21 protein-coding genes are annotated in these 26,419 nt (G+C 53.3%); 7 read left to right on the top strand and 14 right to left on the bottom strand.

Annotated elements, in window-relative coordinates:
* Positions 1 to 55: 55 nt before the first annotated feature.
* Positions 56 to 2,284, bottom strand: a complete 2,229-nt coding sequence (locus BN3277_RS03040) for an MMPL family transporter (protein ID WP_089153302.1) — start codon at positions 2,282 to 2,284, stop codon at positions 56 to 58.
* Positions 2,285 to 2,439: 155 nt separating this feature from the next.
* Here BN3277_RS03040 and BN3277_RS03035 point away from each other — a divergent pair, with 155 nt between their 5' ends.
* The gene (locus BN3277_RS03035) at positions 2,440 to 3,057 is read left to right on the top strand and encodes a TetR/AcrR family transcriptional regulator (RefSeq protein ID WP_059040831.1); all 618 of its coding nucleotides are present in this window, start codon (positions 2,440 to 2,442) and stop codon (positions 3,055 to 3,057) included.
* Positions 3,058 to 3,082: 25 nt separating this feature from the next.
* Positions 3,083 to 3,385, top strand: coding sequence for an aldo-keto reductase family protein (locus BN3277_RS03030; RefSeq protein WP_059040830.1), 303 nt, complete (start codon positions 3,083 to 3,085; stop codon positions 3,383 to 3,385).
* A 56-nt stretch (positions 3,386 to 3,441) separates the two neighbouring features.
* On the opposite strand, the gene BN3277_RS03025 is transcribed toward BN3277_RS03030, so the two are convergent.
* The gene (locus BN3277_RS03025; protein ID WP_232436309.1) at positions 3,442 to 4,896 is read right to left on the bottom strand and encodes a SulP family inorganic anion transporter; all 1,455 of its coding nucleotides are present in this window, start codon (positions 4,894 to 4,896) and stop codon (positions 3,442 to 3,444) included.
* A gap of 249 nt (positions 4,897 to 5,145) precedes the next feature.
* Positions 5,146 to 6,078 carry a manganese-dependent inorganic pyrophosphatase gene (locus BN3277_RS03020; protein WP_059040829.1) on the bottom strand — a complete coding sequence of 311 codons (933 nt, stop codon included), beginning with the start codon at positions 6,076 to 6,078 and terminating at the stop codon, positions 5,146 to 5,148.
* Positions 6,079 to 6,349: 271 nt separating this feature from the next.
* Here BN3277_RS03020 and BN3277_RS03015 point away from each other — a divergent pair, with 271 nt between their 5' ends.
* Both BN3277_RS03015 and BN3277_RS03010 read left to right on the top strand, forming a co-directional pair.
* Positions 6,350 to 7,036 carry a response regulator transcription factor gene (locus BN3277_RS03015; protein WP_059040828.1) on the top strand — a complete coding sequence of 229 codons (687 nt, stop codon included), beginning with the start codon at positions 6,350 to 6,352 and terminating at the stop codon, positions 7,034 to 7,036.
* Entirely contained in the window at positions 7,033 to 8,658 is a 1,626-nt protein-coding gene (locus tag BN3277_RS03010; RefSeq protein WP_082691286.1) for a sensor histidine kinase, read from the top strand. The genes BN3277_RS03015 and BN3277_RS03010 overlap by 4 nt, the downstream gene beginning before the upstream one ends.
* A gap of 302 nt (positions 8,659 to 8,960) precedes the next feature.
* Here the strand turns inward: BN3277_RS03010 and BN3277_RS03005 are convergent, their stop codons facing one another.
* The 5 genes from BN3277_RS03005 to BN3277_RS02985 form a co-directional block, all read right to left on the bottom strand.
* The gene (locus tag BN3277_RS03005) at positions 8,961 to 9,431 is read right to left on the bottom strand and encodes a GNAT family N-acetyltransferase (RefSeq protein WP_059040827.1); all 471 of its coding nucleotides are present in this window, start codon (positions 9,429 to 9,431) and stop codon (positions 8,961 to 8,963) included.
* 130 nt (positions 9,432 to 9,561) lie between these two features.
* Complete coding sequence (gene hflX / locus BN3277_RS03000; protein ID WP_059040826.1) at positions 9,562 to 10,848, bottom strand: GTPase HflX; 1,287 nt, start codon at positions 10,846 to 10,848, stop codon at positions 9,562 to 9,564.
* 305 nt (positions 10,849 to 11,153) lie between these two features.
* On the bottom strand, positions 11,154 to 11,867 hold the full coding sequence (locus tag BN3277_RS02995) for an ABC transporter ATP-binding protein (RefSeq protein ID WP_059040825.1): 714 nt from the start codon (positions 11,865 to 11,867) through the stop codon (positions 11,154 to 11,156).
* Positions 11,867 to 13,129, bottom strand: coding sequence for an FtsX-like permease family protein (locus BN3277_RS02990; protein WP_059040824.1), 1,263 nt, complete (start codon positions 13,127 to 13,129; stop codon positions 11,867 to 11,869). Before BN3277_RS02990 ends, BN3277_RS02995 begins: the two co-directional genes overlap by 1 nt.
* Positions 13,130 to 13,134: 5 nt before the next feature.
* A complete protein-coding gene (locus tag BN3277_RS02985; protein ID WP_059040823.1) occupies positions 13,135 to 14,220 on the bottom strand; it encodes an FtsX-like permease family protein in 1,086 nt (361 codons plus the stop codon).
* A gap of 666 nt (positions 14,221 to 14,886) precedes the next feature.
* Between BN3277_RS02985 and BN3277_RS02980 the strand changes: the two genes are divergently transcribed.
* Positions 14,887 to 15,327, top strand: a complete 441-nt coding sequence (locus BN3277_RS02980) for a DUF2500 domain-containing protein (protein WP_059040822.1) — start codon at positions 14,887 to 14,889, stop codon at positions 15,325 to 15,327.
* Between the two features lie 74 nt (positions 15,328 to 15,401).
* Here BN3277_RS02980 and BN3277_RS02975 read toward each other — a convergent pair whose 3' ends face one another.
* The gene (locus BN3277_RS02975) at positions 15,402 to 16,265 is read right to left on the bottom strand and encodes a helix-turn-helix domain-containing protein (RefSeq protein ID WP_059040821.1); all 864 of its coding nucleotides are present in this window, start codon (positions 16,263 to 16,265) and stop codon (positions 15,402 to 15,404) included.
* Between the two features lie 125 nt (positions 16,266 to 16,390).
* On the opposite strand from BN3277_RS02975, the gene BN3277_RS02970 reads away from it, so the two are divergent.
* Positions 16,391 to 18,730 (top strand): beta-galactosidase, encoded by a 2,340-nt coding sequence (locus BN3277_RS02970; protein ID WP_059040820.1) that lies wholly within the window; start codon positions 16,391 to 16,393, stop codon positions 18,728 to 18,730.
* A gap of 95 nt (positions 18,731 to 18,825) precedes the next feature.
* Here BN3277_RS02970 and BN3277_RS02965 read toward each other — a convergent pair whose 3' ends face one another.
* Entirely contained in the window at positions 18,826 to 19,710 is an 885-nt protein-coding gene (locus BN3277_RS02965) for an SDR family oxidoreductase (RefSeq protein WP_059040819.1), read from the bottom strand.
* Between the two features lie 131 nt (positions 19,711 to 19,841).
* Here BN3277_RS02965 and BN3277_RS02960 point away from each other — a divergent pair, with 131 nt between their 5' ends.
* Positions 19,842 to 20,804 (top strand): helix-turn-helix transcriptional regulator, encoded by a 963-nt coding sequence (locus tag BN3277_RS02960; RefSeq protein ID WP_059040818.1) that lies wholly within the window; start codon positions 19,842 to 19,844, stop codon positions 20,802 to 20,804.
* A 294-nt stretch (positions 20,805 to 21,098) separates the two neighbouring features.
* Here BN3277_RS02960 and BN3277_RS02955 read toward each other — a convergent pair whose 3' ends face one another.
* From BN3277_RS02955 to BN3277_RS02940, 4 genes are all read right to left on the bottom strand, one after another.
* Entirely contained in the window at positions 21,099 to 21,959 is an 861-nt protein-coding gene (locus BN3277_RS02955) for an MBL fold metallo-hydrolase (RefSeq protein ID WP_059040817.1), read from the bottom strand.
* Positions 21,960 to 21,982: 23 nt separating this feature from the next.
* Entirely contained in the window at positions 21,983 to 23,737 is a 1,755-nt protein-coding gene (locus BN3277_RS02950; RefSeq protein WP_059040816.1) for a glycoside hydrolase family 2 protein, read from the bottom strand.
* Between the two features lie 221 nt (positions 23,738 to 23,958).
* Positions 23,959 to 24,909 (bottom strand): ArsR/SmtB family transcription factor, encoded by a 951-nt coding sequence (locus tag BN3277_RS02945; protein WP_059040815.1) that lies wholly within the window; start codon positions 24,907 to 24,909, stop codon positions 23,959 to 23,961.
* A gap of 91 nt (positions 24,910 to 25,000) precedes the next feature.
* The gene (locus tag BN3277_RS02940) at positions 25,001 to 26,416 is read right to left on the bottom strand and encodes a family 43 glycosylhydrolase (RefSeq protein ID WP_059040814.1); all 1,416 of its coding nucleotides are present in this window, start codon (positions 26,414 to 26,416) and stop codon (positions 25,001 to 25,003) included.
* Positions 26,417 to 26,419 lie beyond the last annotated feature (3 nt).

Genomic DNA, 26,419 nt, shown 5'->3' with positions numbered 1-26,419 from the left:
CCTCATCCGGCGATTCTCGGAGTGATTCTATTTTTAGGCAGGTGCAGTCATTCGTTTATTTACCGGCATCCTTTACCGGCTCCTGCTCCAGCCGCCCTTTCTTGGATGGCCAGAACGCCGCTTTACCAAGCAGCATCGTAATCGCCGGCACGAGGAACGGACGCACCACAAACGTATCGAGGAGTACGCCAACCGCAGCGATGATGCCAAACTGCACCAGCACTTGAATCGGCAGCGTGGCCAGCACCGCAAACGTTCCGGCCAGGATCAAGCCTGCGGAGGTAATGACGCCCCCGGTTTCGTTGACCCCTTCGCGAATCGCATCCTTCAGCGGCATCTCCTTACGTTTCTTCCAAATACTCGAGATCAGGAAGATATTATAATCTTCCCCAAGCGCGACCAGGAAGACGAACGCATACAGCGGAATCAGCCCTTGAATGGCCGCGTTCCCCATCAGGTCATGGATGACAACCCAACCGATACCCAGCGCCGCAAAATAAGATAAAACAACGGTCAAAATCAGGTATACCATCGCCACTACAGAGCGAAGATAGAGAAGCAGCAGCAAGGCGATCAGTCCGATGACGATCGGGATAATCACCTGCGTATCGCGCACATTGGTGTTCTCGGTATCATATTGCGTTGCGGTTTGCCCGCTGATCCAGACTTTGTCCTGCGGTTCGCGGATGCCTTGGTCAGCCAGCAGGGTCTCTGCCGTTTCCCGCAGCTCCGGAATGTGCTTCATCGCCTCATTCGAATAAGGGTTGAGGTTGAACTGCAGCTCGACGGCACGGATGTTGGGATTCGTCTTGCCGTTCGCCGGCTCGGACACCTGGCTGACATAAGGCAAGCTGCTGAACGTAGTCTGCAAGTCGATGTCTTTGCCTTCCGTATCGATCATTAATTTGACCGGAGCCAGTTCCCCCGGCGTAAACTTATCGGCAATCACCGCGAACCCCTCCCGAGAAGGCGTATCCTCCGGGAACGAGGAGAGCAGGTCGACGGTGTATTCGATCCGGGTCGCCTGAGAAGCCAGTACCCCCAGGATCAAGGTCGTCACAATAAAAATGGTCCAGGGCCGTTTCGTCACCGTGCGGCCGATCCAACCAGCCGATGCCTTCGGCTTAGGCTGACGTACGGGTTTGCCCCGGCGTTTGGCCCGTTCCTCCTGCATTTCCGGCGTGCGCGGAATAAACGGGAAGAAGGACGCCCGGCCCAAAATCGCCAGTAACGCCGGGACCAGCGTCAAGCTGGCGATCCCCATGATTAGGATCGACAAGCTAAACGGCACGCCAAAGCGTTGCACGGAGCCGTATTTTGCCAGCAGCAGCACCAGCAAAGCGATCACGACGGTAAAGCCGCTCATGGCGATTGCGCCCGAGGAGCCTTTTACCGCGGCGGCCAGCGCTTTCGACTTCTCCTTCTCCTCCGTCAACAACTGACGGAAATGGGAGATCAGGAACAGGCAATAGTCGGTTCCCGCGCCAAACAGCAGCACGGTCATGATGGAAATGGCCTGCGAGTCGACGGTGATCCAGCCTTGCTCCGCCATTTTACCGAGGATCGGTCCGGCCACGCCGTAAGCAAACCCAACGGCGATCAGCGGGATAATGGCCAAGATTGGCGACCGGTAAATGAGCAGCAGCAGGATCAGCACGATCAAGACGGTGGCGATCATCAACGAGACGTCAGCGCTCGAGAAGAGTCCTACCGCATCAATCGAAATCCCAGCCGGACCAGATACCCTTGCCGCCAGCCCATTGTCCCCCAGCTTAGCGTCAAACGGGTCGTTCCCGAAAATATCCGCAGCTTGGCTGCGGATCTCCTCCATACCGGTTTTCATCACATCGGTTTCTGTTCCTTTGGCGAAGAAGAACGGCAGCACCCATGTTGTGCCGTCTTCGGACGCTTGCTGTTGGAGCACCGGCAACGGCATTTGCTCCAGGGGCAGCACAACCTCCATCCCTTCCACCGGATGGGCCGTGAAATACGACGTCAACTTCTGCAAGTTGGCGTAATCCTCATCCGTCAGCCCACCTTCCCGCGTCCAAACCGTGAGCGCGGGGATGCCGCTGTCGCTTGGGAATTCCTGCTCTGCCAGCTGCTCGGCCATCACCGAAGGCTGGTTGGCATCCAAGTTGGCCGCATTGTTCCGCTCCATCGAGTTAACGCTGGGCCATACGGCGCTTAATCCGCCGGCCAGCAGAATCCAGACGGCCAGCGTAATCCACTTGGTTCTTCGCCCAGCCACAAGCCGGGACAGCCGGCCAAATAATTTATCCATGAATGACTCCATCTCCTTTTTCTTCATGACGGCTTATCGCGTTCATAGTGATTTACATCACTCTGATAGTTAATTATATATACCGGAAGGTTAATTATCAAACGAAAAATATGTTATAATGTTTGCTCAGTACAAGATGCTCGAGGTGATGAAGGTTGACCCAGCCGAATAAGCGAGCCTTGGGACGGCCCGTCCAGCAGCCGGACGCCCTGGCGACGTCCGAGCAGATCCTGCGCTCCGCGTCGCTCTTGTTCATGGAGAAAGGATATAACTCCGTATCCATGAACCAGGTTGCCGAGCATTGCGGGATCACCAAGGCCAGCGTCTATTATTATTATCCAACTAAACAAGATTTGTTTGTTGCGTCCATGGCGACCACCCTCGCCCGGGTGAACGGACGAATTCGGAAGCTGCTGCAGGAGACCGGCTCATTCCGGGAGAGACTGCTGCAAATTACCGTCAACTATCTAAAAATCCCTCGGGTGCACATGGACGAGATGTTCCGCAGCATCCAGCATCATTTGTCCGGGGAGCAGCAGGAGACCTTGATCCGCCACGAGAACGATCTTTACGAAACGCTGCGCGAAGGGTTTGCCCAAGCAGCCCAACAAGGTGAAATCGTCTGCGACGATCCCAACCTTGTCGCCCATCTGTACGTTTCCATGCTTCGGGTGGGAGAACGCCAGTATGCCGACAAGAACAAGCTGTTTCCCTCGGCGGAGCAGGCGGCCGAAGCGATCGTTGCTTTTTTGTGGAGGGGAATTCACAACTGATCTACATCCAGAAGGAGGAAGGACTGTGGCATTCGGTGTGTCGCGTGAGGAACTGGAGGCATGGAAACAGACGGTGGCTCGCGGCGAAATCGGCTTTTTGACCCATTTTTGGCTCGATCCCCGGTTTCCCGATGCTAAGACCGTCACCAAGGTTGGCTGCTCCGATTTGGAGCGGCTCAAAGCCTGGTGCGAGGCCCACGGCCTTCCTGCCCGATATATTCATAACCGCTCGCCGTTCCCCCATTTCGACCTGATTGGGCCGAAGCAGCGGGAAGTGCTTCAGGAGGAGGGGCTCTGGGAGCAGTTAGAGCGATTCCACCTCCTATAATAAAAGGCTGTTCACCGGGTTCATTCCCGGCGAACAGCCTTTTTGATTTAGATCGATTAATGCCCTGCGGGGGTCGACACGCCCACCCTTTCGATCAGGGTCGAGCTTTCCTCGTTTAATCCAACGATGCGAATCTCCTTCCCAAGCTGACGATACTTGAGCAGCAGCTTCGAGATGGCATTTACCGCCGATTGATCCCACACATGGGACTTCGAGAAATCAACCGCCACCTTCTCCGGATCACCAGTTGCATCAAACTCCTGCAAAAAATGACTCACCGTCCCGAAGAACAACTGACCGGTGACGATATAGGTTTTGATGCCCGCCTCCTCGCGGATCGAGGTCCGGATGCGGGCCATTTTCCAGGCAAAAGAAAGCGCGCTGAGTAAAACGCCGATGCCAACGCCGATGGACAGGTTATCCGTCGCTACGACGGCCACCACCGTCACCACCATGACAAGGGCGTCCGCCACGGGGACCTTACGCAGCGATTTCAAGGAACCCCAATCAAAGGTGCCGATCGATACCATAAACATGACGCCAACCAGCGCCGCCATCGGGATCCGCTGCACTACATCCCCCAGCACGATCACCAGGAACAGGAGGCCGACGCCGGAGACCAACGTCGACAGCCTTGTGCGTCCCCCGGACTTCATGTTGATCATCGACTGGCCGATCATAGCGCAACCCGCCATCCCCCCAAAAAATCCGGTCACGATGTTGGCTAATCCCTGGCCTTTCATCTCCCGATTTTTGTCGCTTGGCGTATCCGTGATCTCATCGATTAGCGTGGCCGTCATCAGCGATTCCAGCAGTCCAACAAAGGCCAGCGATAACGACACCGGGAAGATCGTCTTCAGCATGTCCCAGGACACTGCCACCTCCGGCAGGTGGAACTTCGGCAGCGCGGACGTGATCGCGCCCATGTCGCCGACCGTTCTCACGTCCAGCTTCAACGTGATCGTCAGGATCGAGACTGCAATAATGGCAACCAGCGCGGAAGGTACGACCTTGGTTAAGCGCGGGAACAGGTAGATGATCGCCAGCGTTAACGCTACCAACGCGTACATCAGCCAGCCTTGCCCATCGAAATGGGTGAGCTGCGCCATAAAGATCAGAATCGCCAACGCGTTCACAAACCCGGTCATCACCGGGTGCGGCAAAAAGGTGATAAACCGGCCCAGCTTCAAGTATCCCATGAGGATTTGCAGAAGCCCGGCCAACAAAGTGGCTGCAAACAGGTACTCGATTCCGTTGTCGCGGACCAGCCCGCCCATCAGCAAAGCCATGGCACCGGTAGCCGCCGAGATCATGCCCGGCCGTCCGCCAGCGAACGCGATCACCACGGCGATGCAAAATGAGGCATACAAGCCCACCATCGGGCTCACGCCGGCGAGAATTGAAAACGCGATGGCCTCGGGGATCAACGCGAAGGCTACCGTTAATCCGGACAACACGTCGCTCCGGGTATGGGAAAACCAAGTTTCCCGGATATTTATCTGATTACGCAAGTCGTTATCCTCCTTGTTGTAGGTGTTTTTTTTCATATAAACCAAGGCCGGTGCAGCGCTCAACGTTCTCGATTATATTAAAGACCGGTAGGGGGCTCAAACCCCCAAACCTTGATTTAAGCGCTTAAACAGGAGGTATGCTCGGCCACTCTGCCCGCAGCCCGGGAATACTTTAAATTTAAAAAAGCCTTGCCGAAGCAAGCGGCCATATACCGCTTCCCTCAGACAAGGCTCCTGGGAATTCAGAATTTATCTTTTATTAAAGATGTCCGTCAATACGGGTACGATTTGCGATTTACGGGAGACGACACCTTTCAGCACCGCTTTGTTGTCGGCCAGCTTCACGTTGTAGGCTTGCTCGACGGCATCGGCAGCTTTACCCAGCGCCAAACCAACAGAATCGTTGTTCAGGATGTCAGTCACAACGAACAGGAACAAATCGAGGCCTTTGCTGGCGATAATGCCGTTCAACGCAGCTTCGATTTCCGCTTGACGGGACAGAACGTCGTTAACGTCTACAGCGTTTACTTGAGCGATTTCCACCTTCGAGCCGCCCATGTCAAATTCTTTGGCGTCAAGGGTAATCAACTGCTCGATCGTCTTATCGCTGAGGTCCGCTCCGGCTTTCAGCATGTCCAACCCGTATTCCTCGGCATTGACGCCGGCGATTTCGGCCAACTCCCGTGCCGCGGCCACGTCTTGCTCGGTGCAGGTCGGCGATTTGAAGAGCAGCGAATCGGAAATAATGGCGGATAACATTAACCCGGCGATGTTGGCCGGTACGGAGATGCCGTTTTCTTTGTACATTTTATTTAGGATCGTGGCGGTGCAGCCTACCGGCTCTGCCCGGTAATACAGCGGCCCGCTCGTTTCGAAGTTGGCGATCCGGTGATGGTCGATGACCTCAGCCACGCGCACTTGATCGATATCGTTGGCGCTTTGTTGACGCTCGTTATGGTCGACCAGGATCACTTCTTTAGCTTCGCCGGCTACCGTTTCAACGAGGCGAGGCGCTTCGAAGCCAAACCGTTCCAACGCAAACGCCGTTTCCCCGTTGACGCTGCCCAACCGCACGGCCTCAACGTTCCAGCCCAGCTTGGACTTCAGGTCCGCGTAAGCGATCGCCGAACAAATCGTATCCGTATCGGGATTTTTATGACCGAAAATCAATACTTTTTCCATCTCATTACTCCCCTTTAACATGACTTCTGTCAAAAGTATAGCTTATTAGCGGAGGAGCAATCAAGAGCCGCCGTGCTGGGGGGCGATTCCTCGATTTACTTCCCCGGACAAACCGGGTACGATCAAAACAGAACTGCAAGGCCCCAGCCCCTTCCCGGTTTGGTGCTCAGTTGGCCTTCAGTCGGCATTCAGCCAATATTCAGCATCATCACGCATAATGGAAGCATTACAGCTAAGACATGCATATAGATCGGCGCAAGGGGGATTTGGGATGAAGCAAGTCAAAGGGGCCAAAGTACTACTGGTGGATGATGAACCGCATATCGTGCAATTCCTTGAGCTCGGGCTGCAGAATGAAGGATTTGAGGTCCGCACGGCCGGTGACGGAATGACGGCAGTCGCCATCGCGGCTGAGTTTCAGCCGCACGTCATCGTGCTGGACGTAATGATGCCGGGGATGGACGGCTGGGAAGTCTGCCGGTTGCTGCGAAAAAGCGGCGAGAACGTAGCCATTATCATGCTGACGGCAAAGGACGAGGTCGAAGACCGGGTCAAGGGGCTGACGATCGGCGCGGACGATTACGTTGTGAAGCCGTTTAGCTTCGAGGAACTGCTGGCCCGAATCGGCGCCCGCCTGCGCAATCAGTTTCCGGCTCTATTCGGCGAGGTGGTGATCGGCCCGTTTCGCCTGGACGACCGTCGCAAGGAAATCTCCTATTCGGATCAGGCGCTGGAATTGTCCCCTACCGAATATGAGCTGTTAAAATACTTGATTCTGAACCATGGGATCGTCCTGAGCAAAACGACGATTTTGGATAAAGTCTGGGGGTACGACTTCGGCGGCGAGGAGAATATCGTAGAGGTTTACATCCGCTCGCTGCGCGAAAAATTAAATGACCGGGAGCACCGGTTAATCCGGACGCTGCGCGGCGCGGGCTACCGCGTCGACTTGCCATGAAGCCCGCTGCCGGCGGAAGCCGGACCAAAGCGGGCGAGAAGCGGATCGCGGCCGCCGGGAAGCGGGTGATCGGAGGACTGCGAAGCCTGCTCTCCCCGAGCTCACTGCGCTTTCAACTGCTCTCCCGGTCCCTCCTGATGCTGGCTGTACTCTTGATCCTAATCGGCGTGTTCCAGTACGTCATTATGAAGGACTTCTTATATAAGAACCAAGCCGAAACGATGATCTCGCAAATGCGCGGCCCGCTTCGCGACGTGTTCAACCGGGCTGGTCAGCCAGCTGAACGCTGGGGCCTGCCGAAGCCGGAGCCAGATGCCGCTGCTGATGAGGGCACCGCGATGAACGGGAGCGGACTCGGCGGTGGGGACGCGGGCGGAGAACCAACTGCCGGACGCCCCCCGCAATTGTTTATCCCCGGCGCCTCGCTGGCGATTGTCAACGATAACGGGTTCATCGATTTGAACGCCGAATCCGGTGCGCCTGCACCGCGGCTGTCTAATGCGGAATACGCGGATTTAATCCAGGAGGACCAGCCGATGCACCCGGGACCGGACGGTTACCGCGTGATTGAGGATGAGAATGGGGATGAACAGCTGGTCGTGTTCCGTTCGGTTGGATTGCCGGGCGAACAAGGCGAACGCGCTTGGCTCGTGCAGATGGGCACCTATACGGCCCCGCTGCGCGAGGTGGTCATGCGCCAGTTGCTGACCTTCGTAGGCCTCTCTCTTCTAGCGCTAGCCGGCAGTTTGGCGTTGTATCTGCCGATTTTGCGCCGGGCGTTAACGCCGCTCAATCAAATGGTGAGCACGGTGGAGGATACGAATGCCGGTAATCTCGGCAACCGGTTCACGGCCGCGTCCGGCCAGTCGGAGATCGACCGGCTGGGCGTATCTTTTAACGGAATGATGGAGCGGCTGGAGGAATCGTTTGAAGCCGAGCGCGAAGCCAAGGAGCAGATGCGCCGGTTCGTGGCCGATGCGTCCCATGAGCTGCGGACGCCGCTCACCTCGATTCACGGCTTCTTGGAGGTGCTGCTGCGGGGCGCCGCCAACCGGCCGGAGCAGCTGCACACCGCGCTGAACAGCATGCTGGGCGAATCGCAGCGGATGAAGAAGCTGGTCGAAGACCTGCTGACACTGGCCAAGCTTGACCGCACCCCGGTCGTGCAGCGGACCCTGGTGCGCCTGGACGAAGTGATCGCGGAGATGGAGCCGCATCTGCGGATGCTGGCCGGAGAGCGCGAGGTCCGGTTCGACCTGCAGCCTGGGCTGGCCGCGATGTGCGACTGCGACAAGATCAAACAGGTGGTGCTGAACCTGTTCCACAACGCGGTGCAGCACACCGACCCGCAGCGGGGGACGATCGCCGTGCGCTTGTCCGCTCAGCTGGGCCGGGCTGAGCTGGAGGTTCGGGACAACGGCCCGGGGATCGCTCCCGAGCATTTGCCGCATGTGTTCGAGCGGTTTTACCGCATCGATGCCTCCCGCACGCGCAAACAAGGCGGAGCCGGGCTCGGCCTGTCGATCTCGCAATCGATCGTCGAAGCCCACGGCGGCAGCATCGAGGTCCACAGCAAGCCGGGCCAAGGCGCGGCCTTTCTGGTGACGCTGCCGGCGATCTAGCCGGCGCGGGTGCGGTCCCGGTGCGGTCCAGAGCCCCGCACCGGGAAACGGAGCAGGGCGAGGGCTTGCACCGAACAACTGCGGGAGAACCTACGCTAACGGACCGTAATGACGCTATTGGTCCATTTCCCGGGTATTTCCCAGAGTAACGGACTCCAGAGCCCTTATTGGCCTTTAAAAGGGGGCCGACCACCGCCATGGGCCAAAATAAGGTCATCTGAGTCCGTTACCTTGGGCTCAGCGTGTTAATAATGCCTATAACGTCGCTGGAGTCCGTTACAATATACAAAAGGGATGCTGCATTATCGCAGCATCCCTTTGTATATTCCGGGCACCGAGCCCTCGATCACAACCGCGCCGGTCGCCTTGGCATAGAAGTCCTTCGGGCCCGCTCCGCCGATCACGCCATAGCCGTAGCCGTCCATCCGCATCAGGTAGAGCGTATACAGCAGCAGCTGTTTGCCGATCCCCCGACCGCGTTCCTGCTCATCCACGCCGGTGGGTCCGAAGAACCCTTTCATCGTCGTATCATAGCAGGCAAACCCCACTAGCTTGTCGTTTTCTGTGGCGATGATACAGGTAATCGGCGCGCGGGCGAACCCCACTTCGCATTCGCTTACCCAGCGCATATCAAAGTGCTCGCCCACCCATTTCGAGACCACGTGCTTCTCCGGGGCAAGGGCCCGGCGGATCGTAATCCCGGTACGCGCCTCGTACTGCTCAAGCGGTTCAAACGGGGGCAGATCGTATAATTTCACTAACATATCGGACATGCGGATCGCTCTCCTTTGTTAGAAAGACGTGTTTTGAGGGCTATTATACGTCTTCCTATCCTATCCGACAACCGTTTTTCGATCGAACCCTCACCAAGCCGTCGAATCAGACTTACCGCCTCATCTCCCATCACTCTGCCGCTTCGATCACATACTCCTGGTATCTACCGTAATCGCTCTGCCGGCACTCCAGAACAAGCTTTGTTCCCTCTTCCTCATAATGCGTCTCCAACACGTTAGCGTGCTCGTTCAGGTAGGAGACCAGCGATCCTTTATCATACGGAATCAACATCGAACATTTGACGTAGTCCTTAAAAACCCGCCGGCGAATTTCATCCACCAGCTCGGTCAGGCCGATGCGGGGTTTCGCCGCGAGGTAGATGATATCCCCCTGTACGTCCGGGATCGACTGTTCCGTCCGATCGGATTTGTTATAGGCATAGATCGCTGGGATATCGGTAATGCCGATTTCTTTGAGCGTTTGGTGCGTGATTTCGATCATTCGTGCGAATTCCGGATTGGAATAATCCACGACATGGATCAGCAAATCGGCTTCCGAGACCTCTTCCAAGGTGGATCGGAACGCCTTGACCAGATGATGCGGCAGCTTGCTCACGAAACCCACCGTATCCGTCAGGAGGAACGACTTGTTATCCTCCAGCGGGATATTGCGGACAGACGTCTCCAGTGTGGCGAACAGCATATCCTTCTCCAGCACCTGCTTCTCCTGCCCAGGGCTATACGTCTCGAGCAGCGCGTTCATGATCGTCGATTTACCTGCGTTGGTGTAGCCGACGAGCGAAACGACAGGCACGTCGTTCTTCTTCCGTTGCTTGCGTTGGGTTTGACGGTGGGCGACCAGCGTTTCCAGCTCGCGGCTGAGCGCGGTGATCTTCTCCTCGATCCGCCGGCGGTCAAGCTCCAGCTTCGTTTCCCCGGCACCGCGGTTTTTCGTGCCGACCCCGCCGCTTTGGCGGCCCAGCGATTCCCGCAACCCGATCAGACGCGGCAGCATGTACTTCAGCCGGGCCACCTCCACTTGGAGCTGGGCCTCGCGGGTTTTCGCCCGTTCCGCGAAAATATCCAGAATCAGCAACGTCCGGTCAATGACCTTACAGTCCAGATCGGACTCCAGGTTGCGCAACTGCGACGGGGACAACTCATCATTAAAGATCACGAGGTTGCCGCCGTGAGCCTCCATGAGGGCTCGGACCTCAGTAATTTTTCCGGTCCCGATATAATGCGACGGGGTAACCTTCGGCAGGTTTTGCGTGAGTACGCCTACGACTTCAATATCGCACGCCTCCGCCAAATTCGCTAACTCTTCCATCGAATACTCGAAATCCGTCTGATGATTCAAATTTACGCCAACCAAGATGGCTTTTTGCTCTACTTGCTGTTGCAGTTGTTCTGTCATACCGAGTTCCTCCCTTATAGGAAAAAAATAAACACAGGCACGGCACCTGTGTTTACGCAAACGGTTCCCAAACAGCCCGAAAACCGCAAACAAGGATGACGATCCCCGTCGCGTGTCCCGGCCAAATCAGGCATATTCTATTCTAAAGTTCCATGTGATTCCCTTTATCATAGCACACCTATCCCGTTCGCCCTGCACAGGTGCAGAGCCTTTGGCAGTATTCAATTAGCCGCGCAAAGTGGTAAAACGGAATTTGATATTAATCACAGGGAACCCTCCGTTCTTTTCATAGTGATTCCAGTTTATCACAATTCGTATTCGTTCACAATCGAAGAGGCAAGATTAGGCCGGTCCGTATGGATGATCCCGTCCACGAGTTCAATGATACGGTGGCATTTTTTTGCAAGCTCCATATCGTGAGTGACGATGATCACCGTCTTGCCTTCTCTGTTGATTTCCTGTAATAACTCCATAATATCTTCTCCAGTTTTTCGGTCTAAATTACCGGTAGGCTCATCAGCTAATATCAATGCGGGCTCTGCTGCCAAAGCTCTTGCAATGGCAACCCTTTGTTGCTGTCCCCCGGATAATTCATCGGGCTTTTTATGCACATGCTCCGCTAATCCCACTTTTTGCAGATAATATTTGGCCTTCGCCACTCTCTCGTTATTTCTTAACTTACGGTAGGTGAGTGGAAGCAACACATTATCCTGTGCCGTGTAATCCTTCAGTAAGGCAAAATTTTGAAAGACGAAACCGATCATCTGATTTCTTGTAATGTGAGCCTTATGCTTTCTAATCTGATGCACGGATTGACCATTTAGATAATATTCACCTGAGGAGGGAGAATCCATCAACCCCAGAATATTTAACAGGGTGCTCTTACCCGAACCTGACGGCCCCATGATGGCCACCAATTCACCTTGACGGATTGTCAGGTTAATACCGCTTAAGGCTGGAGTCTCATTGGATTTATGACGATACGCTTTCTTGAGTTCACGTAATTTGATCACCTCCATTATTCCATCCCCCCAATTAGTGATTTTATTTCTTGTTTTCGAATAAATGGATAAATGACAAAGCTAGATATTACGATTATGATCATTAAAACGATAAAAATCAGCAAAAAAATCGGAGCGTTGAAACGAAAACTCAATACGCTAGCCATATCATATTGGCTTGATCGTTGCAGCAACCGCTGAAACTTTAGAACAAAATAAAACAACGATAAACCCGTGCCGACAAGAGCGATGATGGTATTTTCAAGAACGATTTGCCCCCAAATCCCTCGCACGCTCTCGCCTACGGCCAACTTGATTCCAAACTCTCTTTTTCGAATTAGGATCGAGATGATTGTCGCGAGCGCTATACTTATTACAGAGAATAAGATAAAACAACCGGCTAAGATGAGTTGAGGAATCTGGGCATAAATACTTGACCTAATATTTGTTCTAACGTCCTCTTCCAGGCTATGAAGACTTATATCTATTTTACTATTTGGTAATCGTAGGATTTCAATCAACTGATCAAGATTTGCATCCTCCCGCAACTTCAATACCGTTCCGAGGAATAGCCTGGAATACATGTAGTCGAACTCGCTATATTGATCTATAGGCATTGGGATCAACATGGCCTTATCTAAATTCAAATACACGTTGGTTGTATTGTTATTTACGATATAACGATCAGGCAAAAAGCCGTTTATTCTGTATTGATCGTTAATGAGATCGCCTATTTTATAATACTTTTTGAAATAAGACCCCACGAGTACATTCACTTGTTGCTGACCTGTTCTCTCGAAGTCTTGCGGCAACAAGCCTTGTCCTTCTCCAAGCCTCAAGTCCATAAGAGAATAATAATTCTTGTCGATAACAATTGACTGAATATAAGGATCGTCGAGTCCACTATTCCTCTTCGACATTCCTTCCAATAACCGAGTGTCTATCAAACTACTTTGATCATCAAGTAAAACAATACTTTCATAGTAAGTACCATATGCGAGAACATCTGGGCTCTGGTCAAGCTTTCGATACAATGCCTCTATTTGTTCCTTATCGTATTTACTTCTTTCGGACTCAGCTATCCCGAAATTCTTACCAGGAACAACTAGATAAGTGCTATCCAGATCTAACAGGGAGTCATGGAGCAGATAGTAGAAGTTATAAAATATATTTCCTGAACTTGTTACTGTAGATAAACCATATGTGAATTGAATCAATAGAAGCAGGGACAGGAACCATCTATTTCGCAACGCTCTAACAGCAGCTTTTAGTCTGATCATATTCGTTACTCCTTTAAAGCCTTAGCAGGTTCAATTCTTAATATATGCAGAACCGGTATAATCGAAGTTATTAACGCAATTGTAATGATAATCAGGCTCGCAAGGATAAAATTACTTGAATTAATGCTCACGATATAACTTGTATAATGAAAAATCCCGGCACTTGATTTCCTCAAAAACCACTGAATGAAGAGCGAACAAAGTATTGCGATAATCGCACAAACGAATAACTGAGTGATAATATACACAAATAAATTAAAGTCGCTTGCTCCTAAAGCTTTCCTCAAAGCAATGTCTTTTCTTTTTAGATAAATCCACAGATAGCTTACAATGATACAATTAATTAGAGCGATAACACAAAGCTGATAGGGGTAACTTAATACTTCCTTCACCATGCCCCTTGTTTTTTTGGCTTGTTCATAAGCACTGGATTCATCTTTGATGTTTGCCTTTGCTTCATTATCAAGTTTTTTAATCTTAGAAATAAATGAATTTATTTCTTCTGTTGGAGTTTGATTTGATCTTACAAACAACTGTAAAGATTTGCTCCTTTCAATGTTACTTTTAATTGGAGCTGGTAATTTGTTGAAATTAATATATGCTTTTAAATTGTATGCATCGCTTGAGCCTCTTCCTGCAATTCCTACGACATTATATTCATTACCCAATAAATTGATTGTCCCGGCATGATTGGATACTATTTTTCCAACGATTATCTCATTGGATTCCGACTCCATCATCGTCCCATTAAATATTGGGGGGGACCATAACTTATTATTTAAGAGCCCTGTAATTATCATCAAGCCATGTTCCGGATCATTAACCGTGAAATCATTGGTAATTACACTTGAGTTACGAAAATTCACTTTTGCGATTTTCTGTAGTTTATCGAGATTTATCTCATTTAGGTTCGTTAATTCCAAAGAATAATAATATCGAAAATGACCATTTAAGGAATCATAAAAGATTTCATCGAAAAAGGACTGGGTTGAAAGAGCAATTTGTATCGGTAATATCGTGAAGAGAAATCCAACAAAAAGCATAATGAATATTTTTCTGCTAATAAAAATATCTTGTATGATCTGTCGCATTTTTCCTCCAAAATAACCAAAACATGAATAGGGCAGATTTTGCCCTATTCACATTCTGGGTTTTATTATTTCTAAGATGTTTTATCTTTCAAAAATGGTCTTACTGAAATCGAATGCTTTTAGTAATTGGGGTACCACTATCTGTCGTGATCCATTCGTGATATGAAGTACCACTGCTCACTGGACTACTAGAAGTGAAAGAAAGACTAACTCTATCCGTCGAAGCTGCTGGATTCCTGGGTACAAATCTGTAGTCGCCGTTACTAAGACTAGCTGCAACAGTAATTTGGTAATTATAAGGCTCATTTGCTTGAGCAGTGTATGCATGTACATCTGCAATTGCCCCAACTCCTGTCCAATCTGCCCAAGAGTCCCAGGTGATTGAAGCGGATGCCACCGAAGAAATAGCACCTACTACACAAGCCTTTTCATTTTTTGTGGCCACACCCATATCTTACCTTCTACTCTAATTACATTCCATATATTTACTTAAAATTTACATATTTTACAAACCACTTACACGCTAAGATGATTCACAAGAACACACGGCAATCCGCTCTTCAGAGTAACTGAAACAATATTTCCCTTTTCGCGTATATAAGAAAGAACAACGGACGGCAACCAGCCAAACTTGCGTTGGGAGTCAGAACAAAGGAGGCGGAACCCATGGGAGGCTTCGATCCCTCTCCGTTTGGCGGAGGCGGTTTCGGGGGCGGCGGTGACATCATGTTTACGATCGTTCCCGTTTTTATGGTCATCTTTATTGTTATTTTCATCGTACTGATGATTTCCAGTGGGGCCCGTTACGCCAAAAACGCCCGTGCCCCGCGGGACACGAGATATGCGCGAATCGTATCGAAACGGATGGACGTGCGGCACAGTTCCAATCACATGAATGAGAACAACGCGATGCATAGCTCGTCCTCCCGGACGTATTATTACATCACGTTAGAGTTCGATAACGGCAGCCGTCAGGAATATTTGGACGTAAAAAATCTGTACGGCCTTGTCGCCGAAGGGGACGTTGGCTATGCAGCGGTCCAGGGCGACTGGATCGTGGCGTTCGAGCGCGATACGGCGCAGCGTCCAAGTAGCGATACGTATTAATTGAAGGCAAAAAAAGGTGTCCCAAGTGTGATCTTGGGGCACCTTCTTTTTACCTTATTTCGCATCACGCTAGTTCAACCCTCAGCTTCATCCTGAAATCCGTCCCGCTTGCGCTTGCGGTATTTGGACGGGGTCTCTCCGTAAACCTGGCAGAACATTCGCGTAAAATGATCGGGGCTGTCAAAGCCGACGTCACCGGCAATCTCCGCCACCTGCCGCGTGGTGAAAGCCAGCAGTTGGGCCGCCTTTTCCAGGCGGATCTTGTTGACGGTGCCGATGATCGTGTCCCCGACCTGCTCTTTAAACAAATGCGACAGCCGGGAAGGCGACATGCAGCAGCGTTTGGCTAGCTCCGGAATGCTGACCCGCTCGCGGAAGGATTCCCGTAAATATCCGACGACATCAGCGATTCTTGGATCCAGTGCGGCTTCGCCCCGGTCCTTGACAACCTCCGTACGGAGCAGCAGCAACGCTTCCTCTAACGCCAACTCCGCCAAGCGGTGGTGGAGCTCGGAGCTCCCGCCGGAACTGCTGTACTGCTCCATCCGCTGAAGCGCTTCGGCGAAGCCGTTGCGACCAGGGCCGTTGTCAACATGGAAGCGGATGAACCCTTCGGATTGTTGCGGAAAGTTCAGCCATGGCCGAAAAGAAGGGTCCGGGATAAAATGAACCCAAATAAACTCCCACTCCGCTCCTGCCGTACCATATTGGTGAGGCAATCCGGGCAACAGGATCACGGCGTCCCCCGGCCGGCAAGGCATCGCTTCTCCGGCGGCTTGAACTCGTCCCTCCCCGGTCAGCGTATACATCAACAGCCAGCCGACCGGATCGGGCGGCCGGTGAATGGTATACCCCGCGGTTTCCGCATAATGTCCGGCAATCAAAATTCCGTAGGGGCGCTCCTCGTTGATAGCATAATCCATCGGTTTTTTAGCCATATCCTCTCTTCCTTCATCCAGCAATAAACATCTAAAATGAATATAACCGATAAGGACATCCACATCTAGATACAACACGATCCATCGGATCTAATATTCATATCCTTCAGGAGGCATGTCTCCCTATGAACAATGAAACCACGGTCTTAAAACTCAACATCGCCCAAGCTAATAAAACGATCCGTCCCGGCAAGCTTGCCTCGCACGCGGGAAGCAACCCAAAAGGAGAATCCTTCGGATTTACCAACTTCTACATGACCCGCAACGGGGAGCCTTTGATTCCGGTCGTCGGCGAGTTTCATTTCTCCCGCTTCTCTTATTTGCATTGGGAGGAAGAACTGCTGAAGATGAAAGCCGGCGGCGTTCATCTTGTTGCAACTTACGTGTTTTGGAATTTTCACGAAGAGGAGGAGGGCGTGTTCGATTGGAGCGGCAATCGCAATCTCCGGCATTTCATTGACCTTTGTGCGAAACACGAGCTGCCGCTGATTTTACGGATCGGCCCGTTCTGCCACGGTGAAGTCCGCAACGGCGGCATCCCCGATTGGGTGTTCCGTTATCCGCTGGAGGTTCGCTCCAATGATGCGCGCTATTTGTCGCTGGCCCGACGTTTGTATCGGGAGATCGCCCGGCAAATTCAAGGCACCTATCATCAGGAAGGTGGCCCGGTAATCGCCGTACAGTTGGAAAACGAGTATATGCACGCTGGCGCACCGCTGGATGCTTGGGGATACGGCCCCGGTCAATTCGTAACTGCCGGAATCGACGGCTCCGCACACTTGGACGAGTTGCGCCGGATTGCCGAGGAGGTTGGCATTCGTCCGCTGTTTTTTACCGCAACCGCTTGGGGCGGTGCGGCTGTGCCTGAGGAGGGCACGTTACCGATGCTGGCCGGATACGCTTATACGCCGTGGATTCCCAACCAGCCGCCAAGCCGCGAGTTCGTGTTCCAGGATCTGCACGTTACGCCTGCCGAGCCGGTCAATCACGACAGCTTAGAGTATCCGGTAGCTTATTGCGAAATCGCCGGTGGCATGCAGGTCAGCTACAAGGCCCGGCCTTACGTGCCAGCGGAGAGCATCGAGGCGATGACGCTGGTGAAGCTGGGCAGCGGCAGCAATCTGCTGGGCTATTACATGTACCACGGCGGCTCCAATCCGATCGGTCAAAAATCGTTCCTAAACGAATCCGGTTTGCCCAAAGTCACCTATGATTACCAATCGCCCTTAGGCGAGTTTGGCCGGGTTGGCGATTCGTACGACCGCATTCGGGCGATCTCGCTGTTCCTCCAATCGTTTGGCAAGCTTCTGGCTCCGATGGGCACCGTGCTGCCCACAGGTCAGGAGCAGATCGCGCCTGAGGATCCCCACAGCGTTCGTTGGTGTGTTCGGCAAAAAGACGGCTCCGGGTTTGTATTCCTGAACAATTTTCAGGATCATATCGACCTGCCGGATCGCCGCCTGCGCATTGAACTGGATACGCCTCAGGGAAAGGTTTCCTTCCCGCAGCGCGGTGAAATCACGCTTCAGAGCGGGCTAAGCGCAATCCTGCCGTTTAATCTGGAGCTGGACGGGTTGTGGATTGCGAGCGCCACCGCGCAGCTATTCACCCGCCTTGAAGCTGGGGGCGAAACGCTGCTGGTGTTCTATGCCCATGACGGAATGGACCCCGAGATCGTGCTTCGCAAAACCTCGGTCTCTGCAGTAGAAGCGGACGGCAACAACGGCTCCGTTGAGGAAAACGAAGCGAACTGGATCGTTCGCCCGGCGGCCGGCCAGCAGCATCAGATTCTCGTTAAAACGGCGAAGGGGAGAACGGTGCGTCTCGTCACCCTAACTCGAGCCGAGGCATTACACACGTATCGGTTCGACGGGTTGTGGGGCCAAGATACGCTGGTCCTAAGCTCAAGCCATTTAGCGATGAAGGACGGGCAGCTCATCTGCACTTCGCCAGGCCAAAACCGTGTGACCTTGTCACTCTTCCCAAGCCCATCGGCCAAATTGCGGAGCAGCATAGGGGTGCTGCAAGACACAGCGGAACGCAACGAGGGTGTGTTCCAGACGTATACTCTTGATTTTGCTGCTTTTTCGCCCGAGCTGACACTCACCTCTCCCTCGGACCGTTCCGCATTGGTAACCGTCCCCGCCGACTGGCCGGAATCCGTGTCGGACGTCTGGCTGCGGATCGAGTATGACGGCGATGTAGCCGCCGCTTACCTCGGCGACCGGCTTCTGACGGATCATATTCATTACGGACAACCTTGGGAAATCGGGTTAAAGCAGGTGCGGCACGAGTTGGAGAACCATCCGCTGCACCTCTCGATTACGCCGCTGCGCCAAGGCACGGTGCATAGTTTCGTGAACCAGGCCTATGTGGAGCGATTTGAAGGGGTGGAAATCGCCAAAATCCACGATATCCAGGTCATTCCCCATTACTGCGCGCGTTTGTGGCCTCAGGTAGATTAAAGCAAACCCCAAGAAGCGCTTGTGCAGGAGAAATCCCTTTGCACAAGCGCTCCTTGGCGTTGGATCGACTCCAATAAGTGCATCCAGCCGAAGGTTTAGTTCACCGGGAGTCCCCGTTCACGTGCAAAATTCCCCCAGTGCGGCTTACGTCCGTCGATATCGATAAACCCGTATTCGTCGGACAAATCCCAACTGGTCAACGCGCGGCCGGCTTTGTCGCGAACGTTTGGGTCGGCGGCCAGAGCAGCCACCGCTTGCCCAACGAAATACGGCGTTTCGGATTCGGCGTATAACGGTTCCTTCTTGATCGCGTCCTGCCAATTGGCTTCCTGGACGCCAAAGTAATCCAGCATCTGCTCGGAGCGCAAAAATCCCGGTGTCACGGCCAATGCCGTCACATTGTACGCCTTTAATTCCTCGGCCATCGCAGCGGCCAGGTGGATCGGCGATATTTTGGCTAAACTGTAATAGACATTGCCCCGGTAATTATAGGTTGAACCGTCGGTAATTTCGATGACCAGGCCTTCCTTCCGCTTGATCATCATCGGTACCCCGTAGTAGCTCGTAATGAGATGGGTCCGGACAGCGCGCTCTTGCATGAGTAACCCATCGGCCAACGGCTGCTCCCAGAAGGGCGTGTCCCAATGGGTGAGGTTCTCACCGCCCCAAATATCGTTCACCAGAATATCCAGGCGTCCGTTCTGTTCCTGCTCTACCCGCTCGAACAAGGCTTTAACCTGCTCCGGCGACGTATGATCCGTGCGAACAGCGATCCCAACTCCGCCGCGGGCGGTCACTATCTCGGCCGTCTCGTCAATCGTCTCCGTCCGGCCGATATCCGACGCTCCTCCCCGAACGCTCCGTCCAGTGCAATAAACGGTCGCCCCCGCCGCCCCCAGCATTACGGCGATCCCCCGGCCCGCTCCACGCGTTGCTCCGGCGACGACAGCCACTTTTCCCTTTAATGGTTTCTTGTCCATGGTTTGTTCGCTTCCTTTCCAACTCGAATTTGCACGTGCTCCTGTAGAATATCAAAGTATATATGACATCTATTGTCTTATATTCATGATATAATCATTCCACGAAAACCAAAAAGGTAAAGGGGCTTCTTATGCGTGCGGACCGTTTGCTAAATCTGCTGTTATTGCTGCAAAACCGGGGAAAAATGAGCTCTCGCCAGCTGGCGGAGTTGCTGGAGGTGTCGGAGCGGACGATCTCCCGGGACATCGAAGCGTTAAGCGCTGCGGGCATCCCTGTGTATGCGGAGCGCGGCTCCCGCGGCGGTTGGGTGCTGGCGGACAGCTACCGGACGAACCTGACCGGCATGCGGCCGGAGGAAGTTATCTCCCTGCTGTTGACGAACCATAACGAGTTACTGAAGGATCTTGGGATTCAAGGGGATTTTCAGGCCGCTTATCAGAAACTGTTGGCTGCGGCTCCCGCATCAATCCGGCAGGACGCCGAGCTGATCCGCGAACGGATTCATATCGACGGGGCCAGTTGGCATGCTTCGGAGGAGGCATTTCCTTGGCTGTCCACCGTGCAGGAGGCGGTATGGGCCCAGCGGAAGCTGCGCATCCGCTACCGTAAGGAAGAAGACGTCGTCGAGCGGATCGTACGGCCCTTGGGGCTCATCGCCAAGCGCAACGTATGGTACGTAGCGGCGGAGCAGGAGCCGGACGGCGAGCTTCGTACGTTCCGCATCTCCCGGCTGGAAGAAGCCAGCCTATTAGAGGAGACGTTCGTGCGACCGGTCGGATTTGACTTGGCAGCGTATTGGGAGCAATCGACCTCCCGCTTCAAATCCGAGCTGCCCCGTTATCTCGCCCGGGTGCGGACGACCGAAGCCGGGCTGAACCGTCTGCGCAGAGAGCGATTCACCAAGGTGCTTCATGCGGAAGGGCCGGACACTCAAGGGCAGTTTCTAGCCGAGGTCGATCTACAGACGTTGGACTGGGCATGCGGCGTAATCCTGGGAGGCGGCCGGGAGGTGGAGGTGCTGGAGCCGCTGGAGCTCCGGGTGCGAGTGATGGCTGAGGTCCAGGCAGTTCTCACGTTGTACAAGCGCCGTTAGGGGAGCCCCCGCTGTCGGGCGCTTTGCAGGATTATCCCGTTTGATCAGATCGGCCCAGAACCAGGTTCGGGTTTGGCACCGGGTCCTCGTGCAGAGATCCAATCCAGCTCCGGGGTTCGGTCCGGGTTCGCGCTTGTCACCTTAACGAAAGGGATAATGGTGCAAAGAGGCCACGTGGAGGACACCATGTAGGGGGGAAGGCCACATACAGGGAGCCAAAGCAGAGGGCCTAGCCACATCAACCCCAAATAAAAAAGCCGGCCAGAACAAAAAATTTCTGGTCGGCTTTTTTGATTAATCCCGCAGGAACGCACGCGGAGAAACATATACGAATCGCTCGCCCCTGGCCATGACGTGGGCTTTTTGCTCGGGAAATTGCTCATACACATAATCCACGAAATGACCCGGCTTCTCAGCATTCACTGCAAACAGGTCGTAATGCAGCGGGATCACCGTGTCCACGCCAATCTCGCGGGCGAAGTGCGCCGCTTCCCGGTAATCCATGTTGCCCACGATTCCGCGTTGCTGTCGGAAATAGTCTCTCCCGTTAATCGGCAGCAACGCGATGTCCGGCTTCAGGGCGCTAACCTGCTCCATCAATTCCGGAAAAACAACCGTATCTCCGGCATGATAAAGCGTTACGCCGTTTAACTCCAGGACGTACCCGACATACCGAGGGCAGCCGTCCGCATCCCGTTCCAGCTGTTCGTGGGCCGCCGCAATCGGCGTCAACCGCAGCTTGGCGAAGAGCTCCAGCGGCCGACGGTCGTCCGCGGTGATCCGCACGGACTCCGGTATGCCCATCTCCTGCAAGGCCGGCTGGCAGCTAGCCGGCGCGAGGATCGGGGCCCCCGGGCAACTCCGATGTAACCAAGGCAGCGTCCGCGCATCCATATGGTCATCGTGTTCATGCGTAATTAGGCAGAGCTGAACGCCTTGAATCTCTTCCGGCAAGATCGGCGCCGGAAATGTACGCCGCCAATCGCCATCGTCCAGGTCGCCTGATAGATAGGGATCTACGTAAATGGTAATCCCGTCCCCTTTTACAACTACGCTTTCCTGGCCGAGATACCAAAGAGCCAAGGTACCGTAAGGGACTTCCGTCCGGGCGATCTCGCGGATCAATTCAGCGCTTGTTCGACTTGGTTCTGTCATTGGGTTAGGGCACTCCTTGATCTTTAGGATCCCGCTACAATCGCACGTATGGTTTCCAGCGGCAGCTTCGGCTTACGGTCATAGGTCAGCAGGCCGTTGATTTCCTGTTCCACGTCCGTAAGTTGGGTATAGCAGAAGCCCTGAACCACTGGAGATTGCAGCATCGGTACGATAACATTCTTCAACCGCAGCGCAAAATCCTCCTCATTCTCCGCACCCGAGTACCCCCAGCCTTCCCATTCATTCACCTTAAAGGAAATCCCGCCGAATTCCGTGACTAGAATCGGCTGTCCCTCGTAAGGGAATCCAGGCACGAGGATCATCCGGTTGCCGGGCTTCACCGTCAAAGCGGATTCGACCGCGGCATACCGCTCCTCCAACGCTTCCTTCCGCCACTCGTAATCATGGATGGTGACCAAATCGGTGGTAACCAGCTCCCATCCGTCATTGGAAATCACCGGCCGCGTCGGGTCCAACGATTTGGTGAGGTGATACAGCGATAACGCGTGGTATTGCTGCTGCTTGTCGACGATAATATTGGTCACGCCCCAGCTTTCGTTAAGCGGAACCCAAGCCACGATACAAGGATGGTTGAAATCCCGTTCCACGGCCTGCATCCATTCGCGCGTCATCCGGCCAACGTAAGACTCGGTAAACTCATAGGCATTGGCCATTTCTCCCCATACCAGCAGGCCCAGCTTGTCGGCCCAGTACAAATAGCGAGGGTCTTCAATTTTTTGATGCTTACGTACGCCGTTAAAGCCCATTTCTTTCGTAAGCTCCACATCGCGGCGCAAATCGTCATCGCTAGGTGCCGTTAACAGCCCTTCCGGAAAATAACCCTGGTCCAGCACCAGCTTCATATAATAGGAACGATTATTAAAGTGCAGTTTACCGGCTTCCACTGAGATTTTACGCATTCCGAAATAACTTTGGACCGTATCCACCGCCGTACCGTCGACCAGCAGCGTAAGCTCCAGGTCGTACAGGTTCGGTCGCTCCGGCGTCCACCAACGCCCCAGGCCATGATCGTTAAAGTCATCCAGGTGAATCACCCGGCGTCCCGATGCTTGACTCAAGGAGTAGCAATCCTCGGTAACGAACTCGCCATGAAAAGTGATGACGGCTTTCAGGCTGACTTCGGCGGAAGCATGATGCCCGGACAAGAACACTTCAAGTCCGATGTCATTCTTATCGATATCCGGGATCAGTCGAATCCGATCGATCCGCGTCTCAGGCACCGGCTCAAGCCAAACGCTTTGCCAAATTCCGGTTGTTCGTGTATAGAAGATCCCTGCCGACTGGTCTTCCCAGTACTGCTTGCCCCGCGGCACGGAGACATCGCGACTGTAATCCGTCGCCTTCACGACAACGGTGTTCTCGCCTTCGGCAAGCACATCCGTAATGTCTGCCGTAAACGGGGTATGCCCGCCTTCATGCATCGCCACCAGCCGGCCGTTCACCCAAACCTTGGCCTCGTAATCGACGGCTCCGAAATGCAGCAGCAAGCGTCCGGACGGGCCCGTTTCCGGGACATCAAAGGTTCTTCGATACCAGACCTGGTCATGCGCCGCCGGGTCACCAATGCCGCTGAGTTGGCTCTGATAACAGAACGGAACGTTGATTTTCCAGCTGAACTCATGCCCTGCGTACCAAGCCTCCTTTTCCCCGATGCCTTGGTCATCAAATTCAAACTCCCATTCTCCATTCAGGCTCATCCACGCGTCGCGGACAAACTGAGGACGAGGGTATTCATTACGCAAATGTGGGTTTGTCATTGTTCCGCTCCTTTTCGATCCATAATAGATATTTTTGTTTTAATACATAATTCTTGTATCATTTAAGCTAAATATATCCTCATAGCCCCATTTTGTCAACGCTTTCAACTCATTTTATCAGGAATATTCAATGTTTTTGTTTTCCGAACTTTTTGTAATGAAACTTCCGGAAAATACAAAAAACCACCGATCCCTAGAGAATCGATGGTTTAGGAAACAACTTATGAATTGGATTGCGTATCGTCATCCAACGTGTAAGCGACCTGGAGGACCAGATCCTGGTCGTAATCGCCAAACTGCTTCCCGAATAGATTAACGCCACCCTTATGAATCGCATCCGGCTTGACGCCAATCCGCACTCGCAAGCTTGGCCTTTGGTCGAGCTGCAGGTTTTTGATGGTGATGTCAGAGACCTTCTGCATATCCAATGTCGTGCGTTCGTGGTCAACTCGCCACGTTTTTAACAAGCCGTATTGCGTCGTCCAGTCTTCCCACCAGGATGGATTTAAAGCGCCGCGCCGATCCCCGAAATCCCCGGGACTCGTCCACATGCCAATCTCGACGCCGTTCACCCAAACAGAGATGTCCGAAGGCCAATCATTGTCGTAATTCGGCGCTTCCGAGCACATTTCCATCGACAGCTCCAGCGACTGGATTCGCGCATTCTGCGGAACTTCCAGCGGAAACTGGTACTCCACATACCCTTTGCGAAACCACAAAAGCTGCGCCGCGACATGCTTAGGATGGTAGAAGCTGGCTGGCTCGTCCTCCCGAACCAGCATCCCTTCGCTGGATGCCATCCCGCACGTCGGATGAACCTCACAATCACTGTAATGGCCGATCGGCATTTCAACCTCATAAAACTTCATCCCGTCCTTGGACGTCCGGATGCTTGTATTCAGCGAGATGAGGATATCATCATAATTACGGCTGCATACCTTCATCGCTCCGCGAACGGCCGGTAGCAATTCCGTATTGATCAGCTTAGCCGCTTCCAGCACCTTGACGTTGTTCGCCACCGTCGACACCGGCAGCTCCAAGGTCTCGGCCAGTTCAATGATATTCATACTCCGCGTGTTAAGCAGGCGAAGAATGTCCACGCGCGAACGCGTAGAGAGAGCATGAGCCACCTGAACCAGCTTATCCGGTTCGTGTATACCAACTTCCAGCATAGGAACCTCCGTATCCGTATTCCCAAAAAAAGATCTTACTTTCTTGACTGTACTACAATAAGCTGTAATAAATCAATATTCATAAGTTTTATCATTGCTGCAGGGCTCTCAACGGCAGGAGGTCAAAGAAATCCAGCCCAAATTTCCCGCGATCCCGGGCAAACCGCAGCTTGTTCTCCCCGTCCTTCAGCTGAATTCGGGCGGTGGACAACCCCCAGTTATCCCACCCCTTAGGCAGGACGGAGAGCGTTACGGACGATTCCGAGTTGACGCTTAACTCAACGTAAGAGACTTCTCCGGCAGCGCTCCCGTTCGCAGTTCTAGCCAACAGAATATATTCTCCCGCTGCAGCTTGAATGGAAAACTCGGCATAGCTTTCCTCCTGTTCAAACCGCCCTGCGTATTTCCCTCCGGAACTTGAAGTGTTCGCCAACACGGACACGCCAGCCCCAAACATCCCCTTCTCCGCTTCATAACGAGAGCGGCTCGCTTCCCCAGAAGGCAAGGCCAGCGGGAGGTTCGGGTCCGCAGGCACACCAAGGTTCGGGGTATTATCCTCATTCCACGTAAAAGATTGAGCCCGCACTTCCCGATTCCAGCCGGCATCCTTGTATTTCGCCACATGATAAACAATCCAATCCTCCGTCCCGTCGGGAGACGTGGTGAAGGAATGATGCCCCGGTCCATACAGTCCATTGCCGGAGGCGAAGATCGGCTCCGCCCTCTTTTGCCATGAAGCCGGATTCAGCAGGTCGCTGGTCACATCCGCCGTTATCAATCCCAAGCAATAATCGTTGGTCCAGCTGCCGCTCGCCGAATAGACCAGGTTAATGGTTCCGTTTCGAACCGCCACCTGCGGACCTTCGTTCACATGCGGCGAGTGGTTGGTTTCCCAGGCATAGGTCGGCCGGGCAATTTCCACGCGCTCTGAATCGATCGTCCAAGGATTGCTCATTCGGGCAATGTATAAATTTTGACTGACATTCACGTCCCCTTCCCAGCCGGACCAAATGAAATACAGCTGATCGTCCAACGGCAGTACGGTGCCGTCAATCGCCCATCGGTTGGTTGAATCGGTGATTTGCCCTTTTTGCTTCCACACGCCTTGAGTAGGATCGGCCGAGGTATTCTCCATCACGTACATGCGATGGTTCACGTTGTCTCCGTCATCCATGGCGTAGTAGATATACCAAGCCCCATGGATATAATGAAGCTCCGGAGCCCAGATACCATGGCCGCCTGTCGGGATAACCCTCCGGGGAGCCGCATCCACGCCCGTCAGGCTGGCGGATTTCCAAACCGTAACGTCGACGCCGGTCGTTTTCGTGAAGTAATAATACCCGTCGGTATGCTTATACACCCATGGGTCAGCCCCGTCTTGCATCAGGATATTATAAAAATCCTTCCTTTCCTCGCCTCCGGCACCGGAATCGGTACATCCCATCTGTGAAATCAGCAATAAGCAAATGGCGGGCAGCAGCATTTTTCCAAATCTCTTCCTCTCCATCTT

The sequence above is a fragment of the Paenibacillus rubinfantis genome (assembly GCF_001486505.1).
GTDB lineage: Bacteria > Bacillota > Bacilli > Paenibacillales > Paenibacillaceae > Fontibacillus > Fontibacillus rubinfantis.
This window is presented reverse-complemented; position numbering and strand designations above follow the sequence as displayed.